The organism is Acinetobacter lactucae (assembly GCF_001605885.1).
In the GTDB taxonomy this organism is placed as follows: domain Bacteria; phylum Pseudomonadota; class Gammaproteobacteria; order Pseudomonadales; family Moraxellaceae; genus Acinetobacter; species Acinetobacter lactucae.
The window spans coordinates 21,661-39,823 of the sequence record NZ_LRPE01000012.1 but is presented as its reverse complement, the minus strand read 5'-3'; the positions used below and the strand labels follow the sequence as shown (position 1 = coordinate 39,823).

Annotated in this window: 14 protein-coding genes; 12 read left to right on the top strand and 2 right to left on the bottom strand. The window is 35.1% G+C overall.

Translation table 11 applies throughout. From position 1 onward, the window contains the following. The first annotated feature begins 53 nt into the window (after positions 1-53). From AWW73_RS06475 to AWW73_RS06460, 4 genes are all read left to right on the top strand, one after another. Positions 54-362, top strand: a complete 309-nt coding sequence (locus AWW73_RS06475) for a hypothetical protein (protein WP_062849144.1) — start codon at positions 54-56, stop codon at positions 360-362. A gap of 68 nt (positions 363-430) precedes the next feature. Further along, a complete protein-coding gene (locus tag AWW73_RS06470; RefSeq protein ID WP_062849143.1) occupies positions 431-889 on the top strand; it encodes an SUKH-3 domain-containing protein in 459 nt (152 codons plus the stop codon). 439 nt (positions 890-1,328) lie between these two features. Continuing rightward, positions 1,329-4,109: a DUF2345 domain-containing protein gene (locus AWW73_RS06465; RefSeq protein ID WP_062849142.1), complete on the top strand. Its 2,781-nt coding sequence runs from the start codon at positions 1,329-1,331 to the stop codon at positions 4,107-4,109. A 7-nt stretch (positions 4,110-4,116) separates the two neighbouring features. After that, positions 4,117-7,122, top strand: a complete 3,006-nt coding sequence (locus AWW73_RS06460) for a hypothetical protein (protein ID WP_062849141.1) — start codon at positions 4,117-4,119, stop codon at positions 7,120-7,122. Positions 7,123-7,146: 24 nt separating this feature from the next. On the opposite strand, the gene AWW73_RS06455 is transcribed toward AWW73_RS06460, so the two are convergent. Beyond that, positions 7,147-8,118, bottom strand: coding sequence for a formylglycine-generating enzyme family protein (locus AWW73_RS06455; RefSeq protein ID WP_062849140.1), 972 nt, complete (start codon positions 8,116-8,118; stop codon positions 7,147-7,149). A 314-nt stretch (positions 8,119-8,432) separates the two neighbouring features. Beyond that, the gene (locus AWW73_RS06450; RefSeq protein ID WP_062849139.1) at positions 8,433-9,419 is read right to left on the bottom strand and encodes a formylglycine-generating enzyme family protein; all 987 of its coding nucleotides are present in this window, start codon (positions 9,417-9,419) and stop codon (positions 8,433-8,435) included. 729 nt (positions 9,420-10,148) lie between these two features. Here AWW73_RS06450 and AWW73_RS06445 point away from each other — a divergent pair. The 8 genes from AWW73_RS06445 to AWW73_RS06410 all read left to right on the top strand — a co-directional run bounded on the left by AWW73_RS06445 (position 10,149) and on the right by AWW73_RS06410 (position 18,136). After that, positions 10,149-10,838 (top strand): hypothetical protein, encoded by a 690-nt coding sequence (locus AWW73_RS06445; RefSeq protein ID WP_031947928.1) that lies wholly within the window; start codon positions 10,149-10,151, stop codon positions 10,836-10,838. A gap of 16 nt (positions 10,839-10,854) precedes the next feature. Next, positions 10,855-11,358, top strand: a complete 504-nt coding sequence (gene tssB, locus AWW73_RS06440; RefSeq protein WP_005041656.1) for a type VI secretion system contractile sheath small subunit — start codon at positions 10,855-10,857, stop codon at positions 11,356-11,358. Continuing rightward, the gene (gene tssC / locus AWW73_RS06435; RefSeq protein WP_016141470.1) at positions 11,351-12,832 is read left to right on the top strand and encodes a type VI secretion system contractile sheath large subunit; all 1,482 of its coding nucleotides are present in this window, start codon (positions 11,351-11,353) and stop codon (positions 12,830-12,832) included. Before tssB ends, tssC begins: the two co-directional genes overlap by 8 nt. Positions 12,833-12,881: 49 nt before the next feature. Beyond that, on the top strand, positions 12,882-13,385 hold the full coding sequence (locus AWW73_RS06430; protein WP_016141469.1) for an Hcp family type VI secretion system effector: 504 nt from the start codon (positions 12,882-12,884) through the stop codon (positions 13,383-13,385). Between the two features lie 78 nt (positions 13,386-13,463). Next, positions 13,464-13,940 carry a type VI secretion system baseplate subunit TssE gene (tssE, locus tag AWW73_RS06425; RefSeq protein WP_002048404.1) on the top strand — a complete coding sequence of 159 codons (477 nt, stop codon included), beginning with the start codon at positions 13,464-13,466 and terminating at the stop codon, positions 13,938-13,940. A gap of 16 nt (positions 13,941-13,956) precedes the next feature. Next, positions 13,957-15,768 carry a type VI secretion system baseplate subunit TssF gene (tssF, locus tag AWW73_RS06420; protein WP_062849138.1) on the top strand — a complete coding sequence of 604 codons (1,812 nt, stop codon included), beginning with the start codon at positions 13,957-13,959 and terminating at the stop codon, positions 15,766-15,768. Next, the gene (gene tssG / locus AWW73_RS06415) at positions 15,732-16,730 is read left to right on the top strand and encodes a type VI secretion system baseplate subunit TssG (RefSeq protein ID WP_062849137.1); all 999 of its coding nucleotides are present in this window, start codon (positions 15,732-15,734) and stop codon (positions 16,728-16,730) included. The genes tssF and tssG overlap by 37 nt, the downstream gene beginning before the upstream one ends. Further along, positions 16,727-18,136: a hypothetical protein gene (locus AWW73_RS06410; RefSeq protein ID WP_062849136.1), complete on the top strand. Its 1,410-nt coding sequence runs from the start codon at positions 16,727-16,729 to the stop codon at positions 18,134-18,136. The genes tssG and AWW73_RS06410 overlap by 4 nt, the downstream gene beginning before the upstream one ends. Positions 18,137-18,163 lie beyond the last annotated feature (27 nt).

Sequence of the window (18,163 nt, the reverse complement as noted above, 5' to 3'; positions counted from 1 at the left end):
CATGATCATCCAATATCAAAAGATCGATAAAATAAATATCTAAAGAGGTCATAATGAGTATTTGGTGGAGTATTGATATTAAAGATGGAGTTATTAGTCATGATTCCATTTCTTGGATTGATGATAATTTTGAAATAAATGAAGATACAGTTTTTGACTTGTCTGAAGATTTATTACAAATTTCTTTTAATAACAATAAAATATTGGATGTCGGGTGGTATCCAGATCTAGAGGTAGATGGTTTTTTTAAAATTGTATTGATAAAAGATATGAATTGGGACTCACCTATAATTGAAAAAGAGTGTGGAGATATAAAAAGTTTAAAGGAAAATATATCAAATATTATATCTAATAATATTTAGGTAGTGAACACGTTACTAATTGGGGGGACTCCTCTTTAATATACAAAGCATTAACAGGAAAGAAGTGGATGCAAGAATCCAATTTTGATTTAAATGCCAATATTGAAGAATATTTAATCAATTGCGGTTGGTATAAAGGAAGAAAAACAGATATTGAACACACCGTAGAAGCATGGAAAGCAGATAAATATAAAATTTTTAATTCTGCTATAGTCTTTGTGCAAAGTTTTAATGGATTAAATATAGCTCATGAGGCATATAAAGGAAAAGAAAAAGATTTTTCCTATTTTAACTTTATTAAAGCAACAAAAGGTATAGATCCTGCCTGGATATTTGAGGAGTATTCATTAAAGGCAGGAAGTGACCTTTTACCAATTGGATTGGGCTATAGTGAACATTTAACATATTTTATAGATCCATCATTTAAGTTTTATGGTGGTTATGATGAATATTTTTGCAAAATTGGAGATTCAGTTAATAGCTTTTTTAATAATATTTTTTATGAAAAAAACTTTATTCAATTGTAAGTAATTAAAAAATTAACAGTCAAATACTCTAAAAGTTTTGACTGTTAATTAATGTATAGAGGCAGATATTTATGCTATGTATATTAAGTGAAAAGGCAATTTATTAGATGAAGATAACTTTATAAAAATGATCTTGTAATAGATGACTTTTTTATTGCTAGAGATACGGATAAACCTTATATCTATGTGGTAAGTCAAAAATTTGTAGATACTATTAATAAATTTAAATTAAAAATGAATTTCTTAGAATACTAAAATATTAATAACTTTTAAAAGTGAATTAATAGCGTAAGTTTTTAATTCACTTCATATCTTTATTACGTTTATTATCTTCATCCACTCTTGTATTCATATGGTTAAGTTTCCCTTTACAAAATAGACAGATGTTTCTGTATTATATAAAATAATGCCAATCCTGACAAAGTTTTCATAAAAAAAGATGTTATCTCATATACATAGAATTCTAGAAGATTTGGGTATCAGCTCGCAAAAACGCGTGCTTCATGTTCAGTTTTCTAATCCATCGTTGAATACTCAAGTCTTTTTACAAAGCATTGAAGGGCAGCATCAGCTAAATGAAGGACTGACTGCTGAGTTATTTTGTCTTTCTACTAATGCTCATATTTCATTAAAACAATTTATTGGTTGTCAGGTCGCAGTCGATCAAGTAACTGATCAGGGGCAATTATTTAGAACTACAGGAATTATTACAGAAGCCAGTCAGGGGCAGAGTGATGGTTCATTAACTTTTTATAAACTGAGATTACAAGACCCAACGGTGCTATGGCATAAACGCCGTAATAGCCGTGTGTTTATGAATAAGAGTGTACGGGACATCACTGAAATTCTATTTACAGAATGGCAGAACAAAAGCCCATTGTTTGCTTCTGCCTTAACTTTGGATTTAAAAAACCTAACTCAAGACTACGATGTTCGACCTTTTGTCATGCAAAGTAACGAAACGGATTATGAATTTTTAACCAGACTTTGGCGTAATGAAGGCATTAACTGGTTAATTGATGAAGCTCAGTTGTTTGTCGCTGATAGCTCGGATGAGATTCAACCGCAAAAATTACGCTTAATTGATAATAATGAATCATATTTAGCATTAAATCGAAGAAATATCCGTTATCACCGCAGTAGCGCAGTTGAACAACAAGACAGTATGAGGAGTCTCGTGCCAACCCGAAGCTTGCAATCTACAGCCGTACATATACAACGCTGGCAGGCTGATGCTTTAAGTCAAGAAGAAGGCATGGGAAGTGTTCAGTCAAAGCATAGTCATAGTGCTAATCAGGATAATGCGAGTTTAAGTCTAGAACAGGCATGGCACTTTAGTCCTGCTTGGATGCAAGACTTAAAAGGTGAAGATCAAGCCACCGCATCGGGTCACAAGCAGCTAGAAAAACTCAACAATAATCTATCTGATTATTATGCATTGCAATCAAAATATTTTCGTGCACAAACTACGGTACGTGATACGCAAGTTGGCTATTGGTTTGAATTGAATGAACATCCAGAAATAGATACACATAGCGGATCAGACAAAGAATTTCTGATTATTGGTAAAAGCTTCTGTTTACAAAATAATTTGCCTAAAGATTTGCAACAGCAAATCAATCAACTTTTTAGTCAAAGCCAATGGCAAAACAATCAATCAGGGCTAAATGACCAGACTGAACGTCAGGGTAATCAGCTCATCTTGTCGCGTAGAAATATTAAAACTGTTCCTGAGTATCATCCGTTAGAGCACCGACCAGTAGCTTACCCACAGCGTGCTAGAGTGGTGGGGCTAGAAGGTGAAAGTATCCATGTTGACCAATGGGGACGCATTAAAGTCCGTTTCCTGTTTACCCGAACTGACGACCATAGCCATGACGGTGGTGCAGGAAGTAACAACAATGACACTGACTCGGCTTGGGTGGATGTACTCACCCCATGGGCAGGCGCAGGTTATGGCGTACGCTTCTTACCACGTGTCGGTGAGATTGTTGTCATCGATTTCTTTGACGGCAACATTGACCGCCCGTTTGTGGTGGGCCGTATTCACGAAGCTGAACGCCACCCAACCCAGTTCGATCAGAAAGGCCAATTACCCGAGACTAAAAAACTCAGCGGCATCCGCTCCGAAGAAGTCGATGGTAAAGGCTTTAACCAACTCCGTTTTGATGATACTACAGGCCAAATCAGTGCCCAACTACAAAGTAGCCATGCGGCAAGCCAACTCAATCTCGGTAACTTAAGCCATCCAAAAGACAAAGCGGAAAGTGATGGCCGAGGTGAGGGTTTTGAACTTAGAACAGACCAGTGGGGTGCAGTTCGAGCTGGCGGTGGTTTACTGATTAGTACCCACAAACAGGATCAAGCCCAAGGCGTACACCTTGATGCAAATGATGCCAAACAACAAATCGAAGGCGGCCTCAACAATGCCAAGGCACTCAGTGAAGTTGCTAAAAATCAGCAAACTGACCCATTAGATATGCTTGAGAATATTCAGACTTTCTTAGAAGTTCTCAAACAAGAAGACCCTAAAAAAGCTGCTGAGTTTCAATCAGCAGTGATGCTGTTGGCATCTCCAAAAAGTATTGCTGTAAGTAGTAATGAAGATATACACCTCAGTGCAAATGGTCAGCTCACTCAAAGTGCCGGAGATAGTATTAATATTAGTACGCAAAAGAATATAGTGAGTCATGCGAGCCAAAAGATTAGTCTATTTGCTGCCCAAGAAGGTGCTCGACTTTTTGCTGGCCAAGGCAAAGTAGAAATTCAGGCTCAAGGTGATGGCTTAGATGTCATTGCTCGAAAAGGCGTACAGATTACTTCAACCGAAGACACGGTTTTTATTACTAGTCCAACTGAAATTAATCTGACTGCAAGTGGATCGCAAGTTAAGTTGAATGGTTCGGGTATTTTCCCTGTTACGGGTGGTAAGCTTGAGGTGAAGGCGGGGCAGCACTTATTTATGGGGGGAGAACAAGTTACTCCTCCTAAAAAGCAGGAAAATAAGCCTTATTATTTGACTTTTGAAATTACTGATTTAGATGGAAAGCCAGCGAAAAATGTAGAGTATATCGCTTTTAGAATGAATGGTAGCCGGCAAAAGGGGCGAACTAATGCTCAAGGTTTAACTCAAAGATTTGAAACTGATGGCTCAGAACAAATTTCTATTCATATTAGTGATGAAAATGCTTCTAAATATAAACTAGTGGCAAAAGGTTAGAGATATAATGACTCCTTATACTACGTTTGAATATACAATAGTCTTTTATAACCAAAGAAATAGAGAATTACCAAATGTAAAATACAGCATAACCTTTTTCTGTGAAGATGGAACAAAAAAGACTTATGAGGGTACTACAAACCCAAAAGGACAAACAAAACCAATTCCATTAAATCAAAATGGAAAATTACATATTTTTGTTGAGGGGCATGAAACTATTTTCAGCCCTAAAAAGACTATAAAACCTATTTTGGCTGAAGGAAGCAATATAGTTGAAGTAAACTCCATAAGCCTTAAGAATAATGCTTTTTTCTTAACAAAAGCTCAATATGAACTCAAGCAGAGAAAAGCAAATAAAGATTTGGAAGAGCTAAGAAAAAATGCTAAATCAGTTAAACAAAAAAACTTTTTTAATTTGTCAAAAATACAACCAACTTTTCCTTTGGATTTAGCAGAAGAATTAAATGAAAGAGTTAATATGTCTTATGAGGAATATAAAAAAAAGAATACTCGTATTGTAAGAAAAACAAAATATCTTAAGTTTAAAAACTATGCTTTATATAGATTTATTGATAGCGCAGGGAATGGGATTCCAATTGTAGATTATCAAATCTTTGCTCAAGACCAAAGTAAACCCTTGGTTAATTTGAAACCTGGCCCACCTGATAAAAAAGGGTATACCCAATTAGCTTATACACATTTGAAGAGTAGAGTTACATACACTTTAGGATCTACTATAAAAAATAGTGAATGGTATGAGCCAATAACTTGTGTAGATAAACAAGTTATTTATCAAATTATTTTTCCGACTTCGACAGCGGTGACTCAGCCTGATATTAATCATAAGGAAAATATGGGTGCAAGACAAAAACCGCCTATAGTTATTAATCCGTGTACCAATGAAGTGCTTGTTTTGCCGCCTGCAGTGTATGCTGAATTTGATAAAAAAACTAAGATATTGTCTGATGCAGTGAAGGACGTTCACAAATCTAATAAGGATCTAACGCAAGCAATCCAAAGTCGTGATTTGGAAGAAATTAAAGAATTGGAAAAGCGGTTAAATATAAATCAGGAAAAGGCCATTGAAAAAATTAACGGTGAATTTAAGCAAAGAGCTGATTTAAGAGAAGTCTGGGTGGTTGAGAGCACGGGTAAAACAAACGAAAAAGCATCTAAATATAATTTAAAACGACGTTATTTAAAGGTTACTGAATATGAGGAGTTAAAAGCAAAGCGTAGGAACCCTCAGACAAATGTGGATGTAACTGCGAATCAATATACAGTACAACAACCTGCACAAATCCGTAGTAGTTTTGAAAAACTTTCACAGCAACTTTTGACAGCAAAGGGGAATGTTGGAAGTGATGAGAAAGCTGTTTATAACCTAATAGGAGGTTTGGGGGGCGAAATTGCAGAAGAATACAAAAATAGTAGAGATATTACGGTTACCCAAGAAGCACAATGGATGCGCATGGTCGCTGGAGCAAGTGGTGAAGGGTCAATAAGTGCTGCGCCAAAAGGAGTAAGTATTAAGACTTCTGGAGATATGTCTACTAAATGGACATTATTTGAAGGAGTGAAAGAGTGGCGTAAATTTTATCCGTGTGAAACAGGCTGGAAACTTGAATACGATAACTATGATTTAGGAACAATCCGTTTTTTAATTGGAGCGGAGATATCTGGTTTTTCAGGAGCAAATTTAGGGATCGCTGGTAATCTATCCGTTGATATTTCTTATCAAGGCACAACTCAGGTCATAAAGGCTGCGGTAAGACCACCAGAAAGATCGATGAGTCAGATGGTAGACGATAATAAAAAGCCTATGTTTCAACCTGCGCAGGGAAGTTTGAAAATAATTGGTGATAATCAGGAAAATGCGCAGAATCAGGGCAATATAGGTATTAATGCATTTGCTGGAGTGCAAATACAGGGTCTACTTAAAGGGGCAGTAGAGTGGTTTAAGCCTAAGGGGGATGGTAGTGGTGAAGGAGAGTTTGTTGCAATTGCTTCAGCTGCAGCAGGAGGTGGTGTTAGTGCAGGCGCTGGCGCCCAAGGTCAATTTCAAATCGGCTATGATCAAACTTCAGGTAATTTTAAAATATTGGTAGCGGCTCATTTGTGCTGGGGTGTGGGAGCGAAAGGAGTTGCATCATTTGTCGTAGGAACGGAGCATTTTTTAAGTTATCTTGGTTTTATAAAATCCCAAGTTGCCCATGCCGGCTTTAAAACACTTCTATATATAAATGAAACGGCTTTTTTGTTAGCTTCTCGCATCCTTGCACTATGTATTGGAGATAATCATGCCTTAACTAAAAGTGTAAAAGAACTATCTCTAATTTATAACCAATGGATTAATAGAATTGATATTGATCAAGGTCGTTTAAATACTGCTAAGAATCTTAACTCGAGTTCTGGTAAAAAAGAATTACTTTATGCTACTCCTGAAACTAAAGGAATTCTGCTGTACGCAGTATCACACTGGACCGATCTGACCACTCCTATTTTTGATCTTAATATTGCTTTTATGGATATGAAAGTTGAGTTTTTTCCAACACGAAAAACAGCAGTGATTAATATCTTAAAGACATGTATTTCTACTGAAGAGTGGGAGAATACGATTCAACATATCCATCCACAAGGTAAAAAACTTACAGAAAATCAATTGGGTAAGGTGGAGGGGGATATTATTCGCTTTCTTAATTATGGAAGTGATGAAAAGTATGCGGAAGATGTAATACGTTGTTTAAATTCTGGTATCGAATATCAAGGTACCAAAATTAATGCATGGCTTCAGGATTATTTAAAATATCGTAAAGGAGCAAAAAAAATAGCAGGTTCTTTGAATTATATGTTGGTAAAAAATCAGGACGATATACGTTTTAAACAGCTCCAGATACAACAAGCAATTAGGAGCGATTCAGAAGAGGTTACTCTAATAGCGAGTAACTTGAATATTTTGGCGCCTTTTGATCAAGATAGTGGAATAATGGATAAGCAAATATATAAGGTTTAATTATATATTTGCTTAATCAAATTTCTAATAATTAACCGCGCATCGCACAGAATTAAATCGATTTAAGTCTATGTTATATTTTTTAATATCAGGATCATTAGATAGTTTAGGATCTTCTACAGGATGAATGGCATGGCGACTAAAGGTAAATCCGCCAAACATTTGTAAATTTTGTCCATCAGATGGTTCTGAACTTCGTACAACTTTAAGAGTTCCTTTTGCAGGCCCTTTAGGGTTTTTTTCAGGAGATCTACTATAATACTGTGGGTCATACCAATCAAGCATCCACTCATAATTATCAGTAATCATGTCATATAGCCCTAAAGGGGTAGCCGGAAATTGTTGCAATTCTGGTATTTTCTCATCAGCTTTATATTTTGTTATTAGTTCTTGTCTTTGTTTGAAACTCCAAACATTTCTACCATTATCGATTTTACCGTTGTCTGTAGGATAAAGAATATATTGTCCACGATTTCTTGCTGCATATTCCCATTGGGCTTCTGTCGGTAAATCCATTTTTAAATTAAGTTGTTTTCCTAACCAGTGGCAATAATTTTGGGCTTGTTGCCAATTGATACCAGCAGCTGCAGTGGGAACTCGCTCATTCATTGAGAACTTATCAAACTTCCCAATTTTTTGCTGTCCAGTAACTTCAGTATATACATCGAAATCAGCATACGTCGCTTTTGTTGCACTTAATGCATAATTATCTAAAGTGACTTTATGTAAAGGTTTACTATCAGCATCACTATCGTATGGTAATTTATCCGGGCTTTTTTGCTCACCAAAATCCCCCATCATAAAAGTACCACCTTTAATCTCTACAAGATTCTTTTTGGTATTATCGAGTAGTAGTTGCAGCTTCTTTTGTTGCTCTGATGAGAGATTCTGTTTAGTTGTAGCAATTTGCCCTTGCTCTGTATTATTTGTCGATTTTGCACAGGCAGTTAACGTAATACTCGAAAGTAGAATGATTGCTAAATTTTGTTTAATCATCTTATTTAAAAATCATGTAGTTGAGTGGTGATATAATTATTTTAGTGAGAGTCACAATAGATATAAATAGAGGTTTTGTTATTTGCGTATAGAAATAATATAACTTCTTTAGAGCGTGATCATTTCAAGAAGTTTATGTAATAAATTTTTCTTATTTTCCTATTTATAATATTTTAGACAGCTTTAGATAAAAGCAATAAAAAGTGATTCAGAAGAGGTTACTCGGATGGTGGGTAAGTTGAATGTTCTTGTGCAATGGAATAGTGGAAAAGCAAATATATAAATTTTAATTATATAGTCGCTTGATCAAATTATTAATAATTAACTGCACATCTGACAGAATTATTTTGATTTAAGTCAAGATGATGTTTTTTTGTTAATTCATCTTTAGCAGCTTTAGGATCCTCAATAGGGTGAATAGCATGTCTACTAAAAGTGAAGCCTCCAAACATTTGTAGAGATTGTCCTTCAGAAGGAACTGAGCTACGTACAACTTTGAGGCTACCTTTTGTCGGTCCTTGAGGGTTTTTTTCAGGAGATTTGCTGTAATACTGTGGATCATACCAGTCTAGCATCCACTCATAATTATCAGTAATCATGTCATGAAGGCCTAGAGGGGTTGCAGGAAACTTTAACAGCTCAGGAATATTTCTAAAAGCGTTTAATTTATTTTGTTGATTTTGACGTTGTTCAAAACTCCAAACATTTCTACCATTATCGATTTTACCGTTGTCTGTAGGATAAAGAATATATTGTCCTCGATTTCGCGCAGCATATTCCCATTGAGCCTCGGTCGGTAAATCCATTTTTAAATTAAGTTGTTTTCCTAACCATTGGCAATAATTTCGGGCTTGTTGCCAATTTACTCCTGCTGCTGAATTGGGAATTCGATCTTGAATTGATAGTTCATCAAATTTACCAATTTTTTCTTGGCCAGTAATTTCTGTGTAGATATCAAAGTCAGCATAAGTTGCTTTTGTTGCACTTAATGCATAATTGTCTAAAGTAACTTTGTGTAGAGGTTTACTATCTGCATCGCTATCGTACGGTAATTTATCCGGACTTTTTTGCTCACCAAAATCCCCCATCATAAAAGTACCACCTTTAATCTCTACAAGATTCTTTTTGGTTTTATCAAGTAGTTGTTGCAACTTCCTTTGTTGCTCTGATGAGAGATTTTGTTTAGTTGTAAATGTTGGGGTTTGCTCTGGGTTATTTGTTGACTTTGCACAAGCACTTAAAGCAAGGCTTGAAAATAAAACAACAGCCAAATTCTGTTTCATCATTTTCTTGGAAATCATTAGGATGTGTGTATTAATGTATACTTTAAAAGAAATTAAATTTGCTATAAAGATGTAGTATGTGAGTACTTTTAATTAAAAGTAATACATTTATATGAATTTACTTCAATCACGAACTGTCTCTTAATAATCTAAGTAGATTAAAAAAGTCCAGCTGCACATCATCAGTACCAGTAATACTAAAAACTTTACGAGATCAGCTAGTATAAAAGCCATCGCTCTTTTGATAAGAGATAGTAGTTTTAAAACTGAAGTAAAAGATATACCAAATAGACAGATTAGTCTTGACAAGTCGATTTTTATTTATACCGAGTTTCTAGTTTCATAAATTTGAAATGTATCTTTTACAATCATTTAATCTATTTATCTTTTTTATTAGATAAAATTTTTTTAAGAAAATGTTTCGTAAATCTTAACTAAGTGATATTTATGATAATTTTTAGTTTAGTTTTAATTTTTATTTAATCTATAAAAAACAGCTACTTATTTTTAATTACAAAAAATAACAATATTATATTTTTATAAGAATAACTTTATTAAGCTATATTTTATAAGCATCTTAACTATTTACTTTTAGTTTAAGTTGATATGATTTTTATATAAAATATGTTTGTTTATATGATAAACTGCGTCTAAATTTTTTGAATATAAGGTTTTTAGACTGATTTTTTAATGTTTTAAGAATATTAACTTTTCGGTAAAGCCTTGAATAAATAAGAAAACAGAGGAATGAAAGTTGTGTTGAAACGAAGTATTTTGATACTTTTTTTGACTGGAAACATTATCGGTCTATCATATGCTCAAGCAGCAGAACTAGAGCCTGTAAAACTTAAAAAAAGTTGTATTAAGAAGAACCCTTTAGCTGAAGGTCAAAATGATCCTGAGTTATTGAATATTTTTAAACAAGTTTGTGATAGCGATAATACAACTCAAAAAAATGATTTATTAGCTAAAGCTGCTATGCGGTTTTATCAGACCAATCAACCAGTTAAAGCATTGAATTTAGCAAGTCAATTGCAAAGTCAAAATATACGCGGTTCATTAATAACAGATGTCTTGTTTTTATCTGGTGTGAGCATTGCAAATAATTCTTTGCAGCAAATGCGTACTCAGGAAATGAGATATTTAAGCAATGATGTGACTTATCCTCCTGCAAAGCAGTTAATTGAGAATATTCACACTGCGATGCCTGCTCCTGATCCATCGAGTTTTAAAGCAAGTTCTGATAGTAGCTCAGATGATAATGAAAAGAGAAGTTATAAAAAACAGTATGTAACGCGTAATAAAGCGAGTACTTCTAGAACTTCAAATAAACGAGTATCAAGCCCAGCAAAGACGACTACAGTAAAACCTAAAACTGCACCTGCAGCCACTGTTAATAAATCAAAAAGTTCGCCTTTTGACCCTTTAATTAAATAATCCGGAATAGAATCTTATGGCTAAGAGAGAGAGCGTACAAAAGAAGCTTCAGCGAATTCGACCTCCACGTGTTCAGCTTACATATGATGTCGAAATTGGTGATGCAAAAGAAGCGAAAGAACTACCATTTGTTGTAGGTGTGATGGGTGATTTTTCGGCTGCATCTGAGCTTGAGCGTACAAAATTAAAAGATAAAAAATTTATTAATGTTGATTTAGATAACATTGATGAAGTTATGGAGTCTTTGTCTCCAAGAGCTGCTTTCCAAGTAGATAATACGTTGACAGAAGAGGGCGGTAAAATCGCTGTTGATTTAACATTTAAGTCAATGGAAGATTTTCGTCCGGAAAATGTTGTTCAACAGGTTGATCCATTAAAAAAACTTGTTGAAGCACGTGAGCGTTTAACTGATTTAAGAAACAAAATTTCTAACAGTGAACGTTTGGAAGATTTACTTGATGAAGTTCTTAAAAATACAGATCAGATTCGTAAATTGAGTGCGGAGGCTGATCATGAATAATACTCAATCTGCAGCAATGCCACTTGTTGAAAATGAACAAGCTACGCTTTTAGACTCGATTGTTGAAGAAAGCCGTATTGCTCGAAATGAAGAAGAACATTCGCGTGCAAAAAGCTTAATTGGTGAACTTGCTAAAGAAGTAATGGCAGGGACAATTACAGTTTCTGAAAATATGACTTTATCAATTGATAAGCGTATTGCGGAAATTGATGCTCTGATTTCAAATCAATTAAGTCAGATTATGCATAATGAGCAATTCCAAAAGATTGAATCAACTTGGCGTGGTCTTTATTACTTCTGTCAAGAGACTCCATCTAACCCTCTTATTAAAATTCGTATGTTGAATACGACTAAGAAAGAGTTAGTAAAAGATTTCCAAGGCGCTACAGACTTCGATCAAAGCACTTTGTTTAAGAAAATCTATGAAGAAGAATACGGTTCTTTTGGTGGTGCACCATACTCAGCATTAATCGGTGATTTTGAATTTGACCGTACGCCTTCTGATATGTATTTGCTTGAGCAAATCTCTCATGTTGCTGCAGCAGCCCATGCGCCATTTATTTCGGCCGCTAGCCCAAGCATTCTTGGCCTTGAGTCATTTACAGATATTGACCGTCCTCGAGATGTTTCAAAAATCTTTGAAACGGCTGAATATGTTCAATGGCGTTCATTCCGTGACAGTGAAGATGCTCGTTATGTCGCTTTAACATTGCCACATGTTCTTGGTCGTCTTCCTTATCATCCAAAGGAAGGAACAGCTACAGAAGGGTTTAACTTTGCTGAAGATGTTTCGGGCGCGAACCACAATGAATATTTGTGGATGAACGCTGCTTATGCTTTCGGTACTCGTTTAACAAATGCATTTGATATGCATGGTTGGTGTGCTGCAATTCGTGGTGTTGAGGGTGGTGGCTTAGTTGAAGGCTTGCCAGTACATACATTTAAAACACAAGATGGTGAAGTGGTATTTAAATGCCCAACAGAGATTGCAATCACTGACCGCCGTGAAAAAGAATTAAGCGATTTAGGCTTTATTCCTTTAGTTCATTGTAAAAATACTGATTACGCTGCTTTCTTTGGTGCGCAATCAACTCAAAAACCTAAAAAATATGACAATGATACAGCAAATGCTAACTCTGCTTTATCGAGTCAAATTCAGTACATCATGGCCGTTTCACGCATTGCTCATTATTTAAAAGCAATGATGAGAGATAAAGTGGGTAGCTTTGCTTCTGCAGGAAATGTTGAAGCATTTTTAAATGAGTGGTTGTCACAGTATGTATTACTTGACGATGGTGCTTCTCAAGAAGCAAAAGCTCAATACCCTCTACGTGAAGCGTCTGTAAAAGTTGTAGAAGATCCTGCTCAACCAGGTCACTACAAATCTGTGGTTTTCTTGCGACCACACTTCCAGCTGGACGAGTTGTCAGTTTCTTTACGACTTGTCACTGAGTTACCTCAGTCCTCAAATTAATAAAGGTCAGCGAAAGAATAACTTTAAATTACAAATAGGAAAGTTCTAAATGAAAGATATATACGTTGAGTTTCGCGGTAAATACAAAGTTGACGGAGAGTCTCGTGACGCTGAGCACAAAGGCTGGTTAGAAGTTAACTCTTGGTCTCACAACATTCGTCAACCTAAATCTGCTACTTCAAGTAGTGTTGGTGGTCATACTGCTGAACGTGTTGAACATTCAGATATGGTTTTTGTTAAAGACCTAGATGCAACTAGCCCAAAATTATGGGAAGCATGTTCAGCTGGTTATACATTTGATGAAGTACAAATCGACTTCTACCGTGCAAATGGTGATAAGCGTATCAAGTACTTACAAATTAAATTGAAACATGTTCTAGTTTCTAGTGTAACTCCAACAGTTAATGAAGAAGGTGTTCCAACAGAAGCGTTTGGCTTGAAATACGCAGCTGTTGAATGGACTTACAATCAACAAGATATTAACGGTACTGCTAAAGGTGCTGTCACTAAGAAATGGTCACTTTCTAACAATACTGCTTCTTACGCGGCGTAATTGTTTAAGTGAATATTTGGTGGAGGCTGACATAAAGTTAGCCTCTGCTGTCTTTAAGCATGCTTGTTGTGAACTCGAATGAATTTAGATCGGCTTTATCCCTATGGATTTCGTTCAACTTTGTTTGACCGCTTAATTCCTGAAAGTGAAGATTATGCAAAAGGTCTTTCTATTCAGCAATTAAGAGAATCGGTAGCAAAAGATTTGGAAGACCTACTTAACAGTCGAGTCGCTAAGTTGGATCATGTAGTCGATGATTATCCGCTAGTTAAAAAATCTATACTTCAGTTCGGTATTATTGATTTTGTGGGGCTTTCTACAGCTAATCCACTAGATCGAGACAAGATTTGCCAATCAATTGAACAATCAATTGCAGCTCATGAACCCCGGTTAAGACAAATACGGGTAGAGATGTTGTTGGATGGGCACAATATGGGGGCATTGTGTTTAAGCATTCAAGCATATCTAAATATTCATCCACTGTATGAACCTGTCGTTTTTGATGCATTGTTAAAACCGACAACGCAGCAATATGTAATTTCAGCGAGAACCTAAGCATAGTGGGTGTGTTGTGATAGAAGAGCTTTTACCTTTTTACGAAAAACAACTACAGGAATTTGGTCAGCAATCTCGTGAATTTGCCCAAAAATATCCGAAAATTGCTCAGCGTCTATCTTTAAATCAAGAGCAGATCGATGATCCACATATTGAACGTCTTATACAGGCTTTTTCATTAATTTCGGCTCGTATTGATAAAAAGCTTGCTGATAGTTATGACGTATTTACACGTTCCTTATTTGAGGTAATGTTCCCTCAATACTTACGTCATTTTCCGGCTTGTTCTGTAATAAGTTTTGAAGATATAAATAAAATAAAGCAGCTCACAGAAGCGCATATTGTTCCTGCACACACAGTCTTAAAGTCTCGCAGTTTTAAAGGCGTTCAGTGTGAGTTTAATACCACGCAAGAAGTCAAATTACTCCCGATAAGCTTGCAAGCGCTAGAGTTCAAAAGTACACCTAGTGCCCATATGCATTTAAGTCAAAATGCGACTTTAACTTTTAAATTTGAAATTTTTAATCGTGCTCATGCGTGTTTAATAAACGAAAAATTACCTATTTATTTAGATGCAATTTCTAATTTTCCACTTCAAGTACTAGATAGTATTTTTAAAAAGAGCACAACTTTTGCTGTTAAAATAGGACAGAAAATTGTTGAATTGGACAAAAATCCATTTGAGTTAACAGGTTTTTCAGAGCAAGAAAGTCTATTGCCACTCGATCAACATACTCATCATGCTTATCGTTTACTGATGGAATATTTTTGTTTTCCTGAAAAATTTAATTATCTGAAACTCGATTTAGGTTTTTTAAAGCGCTTATCTTTAGAAGAAAGTAGTTTTGAACTGCTTATACATTTTAAATTAAATTTAAATGATCAAGCCATAGTTCGAAATTATTCTGAATTAAATGTCGCTAATTTTAAGTTGTTCACTACACCAGTCATTAATTTATTTGAAAAATATGCTGAACCTCAAAAAATTGTACATAAACAATTAGAATACCCACTGATTACAGATGCTCATCATCCTGAGTTTTATCAAGTCTATTCAATTACTGAAATGAATATGGTTCGCGAAAAAACGAGTCAAGAAGAAAGCTATGTTCCAGTACTGCCTTTTTTTGCGATGAGCCACTATCATTCTGACACGGCACGTTTTTTCTATTCGGTGAATTATCAAAAGTTACAGCCCAATTTTGTCGAAATGGGTTATTCAATTATTTCAAAAAACTTAAATCCTTCTTCAACACGTTCGGATTTTATTAGTACTAAACTATTATGCTCAAATCGTGACTTACCACATGAAGCATTAGGACAGTCCAATAATATATTAAATCTAAATGATAGTAGTTTGGCTCGCCGTGCCATTGTTTTAAAAAGACCTACAAAACCTTATCAATTTGGTCAAAGCCAGAGTGAGCAGTGGCGTGTTATTTCGCATCTTTCATTAAATAGTTTAGCTTTAATGAAAGGTGATGCGGTATCTCATATTAAAGAGTTACTTGCGTTATATAACTTACCTTTATCAAAAGAAAATTATCTAATTATTGAGTCAATCAAACATCTCGAATTTTCACTCACTCACAAGCTTGTAGATGGAAAGCCATTCCCAATGTTTGTAAGAGGGGTAAAAGCAGAATTACAGATTGATTCATCGGTATTTAGAGGTCATAGCCTATACATTTTTAGCCAATTGTTAAGTCGTGTTTTTAATTTAAAGGTTCAAATTAATAGTTTCGTTGATTTGGTTGTTAAGGATTATTCATCTCAGCAGGAGTTATACCAATGCAGTCAGAACGTTGGTGGCAAGACTCTTCTGTAACAGCTGAGCTCTTTACAAAGCCCAAGTCTTTTGAATTTATTCAAGCCACACGACTATTAAGACATGATTCAAGTCGTGCAATGTGTTCATCTTGGAGTGATCATTTTAAGTTTGAGACATCCTTTAATTTAAATTTTCCTGCTACAGAGATTGAAAATTTAGAATTAACGGACGAGCGAATTTATATTACGAATTTAATCGTTGGTCTTACGGGCATACAAGGTGCTTTGCCTTATACATATACGAATAAAATTAAACAGGCTCCACGTCAGCAACGAGCTGAAACTAAAGAGTTTTTAAGCTTATTTAATCATAAGCTTACTGCTCAATATGTAGAGTCTAGTATTACCTATAATCTGCCGATTAGATATGAGATAGAACATAAAAACGATTATTTAGATATTCTGCATGCTTTGAATGGCTATGTGCGATCACAGCATCAACAAGCTGATCTGGATGAATATTTTGCAGAATTTTCAGGATTAATGCAGGGACAAAATAATACAGTCCATGCATTAAAAACGATGCTGTCATGTATTTTTAAACATGACATTACGATTAAAGAATTCGTACAAGAATCTTTTAAATTGGCAAGTGACCAATTAACAACGTTAGGTGGAAATCAGCCGAGTTTACTTGGTGTTAACACCTTTTGTGGGGAAACCATTCAGCAGATTGACGGAAAAATTGAAATTCAAATTGGGCCATTAAAACGTCAGCAATATCTAAATTTCTTACCAAATCAAGAGTTAAGTTTAAAGCTTAAAAAGCTCGTGGAAACTTGGTGTAGCCCAACTTTATCGATAGATCTGCGGCTTATCTTGGATGAGTCAGAAATACAACCCATTTGCTTAACTCACAATAACGGGAGTGGTTTAGGGCAGGGTTCTTTTCTCATATCACGACAACCAAAAGTACATAACCATGAAACTTGCTATAGCCTTATTGGAGAGAAAATATGATTAAAAAAATATTACTCTCATTCATTGCTATTTTTTCATTGGTTAGTGGAATTATTATTTTCTACTGGCGTGATGTTCAATATAATCCAGATAAAGGAGATTTTTTCCTTTATTTCTTGATGCTACCCGCAGTTATTACTTTGGTGATCTTATCGCCATGGTTAGTTTATAGCGCTTATAAGACTTATAAAGACAAGAAAGAACAAGCTATAAACCAAGATAAAGATGATACTAGTCAAAAACAAAACGCAGTAGCTGATCAACCATTAGAACAGCTAGATTTTAATATTTACTCTGCTTTTGCTTTACATGCATTAGGTGAGAATGAAAGCATTATTGAGCAGCTACAAAACTTTAAAAGTCCAGAGCTGGATGATCAACTGTTAAATTCTTACGGATTGCCTCTTTTATCTTACCGAATTAAAGATCTGGATGAAGACAATCGTGAGGAGAGTGAATATGCTTCTCCACGACAAGTTCGTATGATGTCATTGATAAGACAGCAACTAGAACAAAATATAGAAAATTTATATCTTCTAGCCGAGCATTTAAAACGTTCAACTTTATTTTATGAATCGCAACAGGCCCGTGAATATCACATGCATCCGGCATGGGTAGATCCTGAGTCTGAATATGATGATGTTCAAATGCCGATTGTAGAAGTTTATCGTTTAAATCGCTTAAATCTACACATCCTTCTTTCGGAGGATTTATTACATATCTGGAATGATGATCAAAGTAATGAATTAATTTTAGAATTCTTTGCTGAGATTGGTATTCCTGCTCAAAAGCTCCATATTGAATATCATTTTTTTGGAGAGCAACTCGCTTACCAAGAGTTGATCCACCTATTAAAGGGTATTCATAAAAGAGAACATGAGATGTTCTTTTTGGTCGTAGCTGATTCTGAAATTGATCAGGATCTGGTCGATGAAAAATCTTGGATGATTAAAGATTATATTCCTGCTGAATTTGGGGCAAGCTGTTTACTGGCCGATCCTTTAGTGAAAATTCAGGAATTAGAACCTTCTAAGGCACTCAAAGTTGTTGTGGGCCAACAAGATACATCGAAGCTTTTTAATAATTTTAAATTCAATGATTTGCCTCAGCATGAAGGTGAGGAGCCTTATGTACTGATATTGTCAGATCAGACCGATATAAAGGTTTCGAAAAAATTGCAGCAGCACTTTCTTCAAACGCCTGTAGAACCGCATCATTATATTTATGTGAAATCTTCATTAGGGCATACCCAACATTTAGCTGATATTTATGGCTTTATGCTGAGCATGCATTTTCCTGAACATATCATTCCTTTTGTCTTTGGAGAAAATACGGTGTCAGCACATACATTTGTGCAATCTGTCACTGAAAATTCAGAAGATGATGCGATGGTGTTGAATAACTAATTTAAACTTTGGACTTAGAACGAGAAT

Bases quoted from the DNA above. Each gene is read 5' to 3' on its own strand.
- AWW73_RS06475 (WP_062849144.1), top strand. From the start codon at position 54: ATGAGTATTTGGTGGAGTATTGATATTAAAGATGGAGTTATTAGTCAT.
- AWW73_RS06470 (WP_062849143.1), top strand. From the start codon at position 431: ATGCAAGAATCCAATTTTGATTTAAATGCCAATATTGAAGAATATTTA.
- AWW73_RS06465 (WP_062849142.1), top strand. From the start codon at position 1,329: ATGTTATCTCATATACATAGAATTCTAGAAGATTTGGGTATCAGCTCG.
- AWW73_RS06460 (WP_062849141.1), top strand. From the start codon at position 4,117: ATGACTCCTTATACTACGTTTGAATATACAATAGTCTTTTATAACCAA.
- AWW73_RS06455 (WP_062849140.1), bottom strand. From the start codon at position 8,118: ATGATTAAACAAAATTTAGCAATCATTCTACTTTCGAGTATTACGTTA.
- AWW73_RS06450 (WP_062849139.1), bottom strand. From the start codon at position 9,419: ATGATTTCCAAGAAAATGATGAAACAGAATTTGGCTGTTGTTTTATTT.
- AWW73_RS06445 (WP_031947928.1), top strand. From the start codon at position 10,149: ATGAAAGTTGTGTTGAAACGAAGTATTTTGATACTTTTTTTGACTGGA.
- tssB (WP_005041656.1), top strand. From the start codon at position 10,855: ATGGCTAAGAGAGAGAGCGTACAAAAGAAGCTTCAGCGAATTCGACCT.
- tssC (WP_016141470.1), top strand. From the start codon at position 11,351: ATGAATAATACTCAATCTGCAGCAATGCCACTTGTTGAAAATGAACAA.
- AWW73_RS06430 (WP_016141469.1), top strand. From the start codon at position 12,882: ATGAAAGATATATACGTTGAGTTTCGCGGTAAATACAAAGTTGACGGA.
- tssE (WP_002048404.1), top strand. From the start codon at position 13,464: ATGAATTTAGATCGGCTTTATCCCTATGGATTTCGTTCAACTTTGTTT.
- tssG (WP_062849137.1), top strand. From the start codon at position 15,732: ATGCAGTCAGAACGTTGGTGGCAAGACTCTTCTGTAACAGCTGAGCTC.
- AWW73_RS06410 (WP_062849136.1), top strand. From the start codon at position 16,727: ATGATTAAAAAAATATTACTCTCATTCATTGCTATTTTTTCATTGGTT.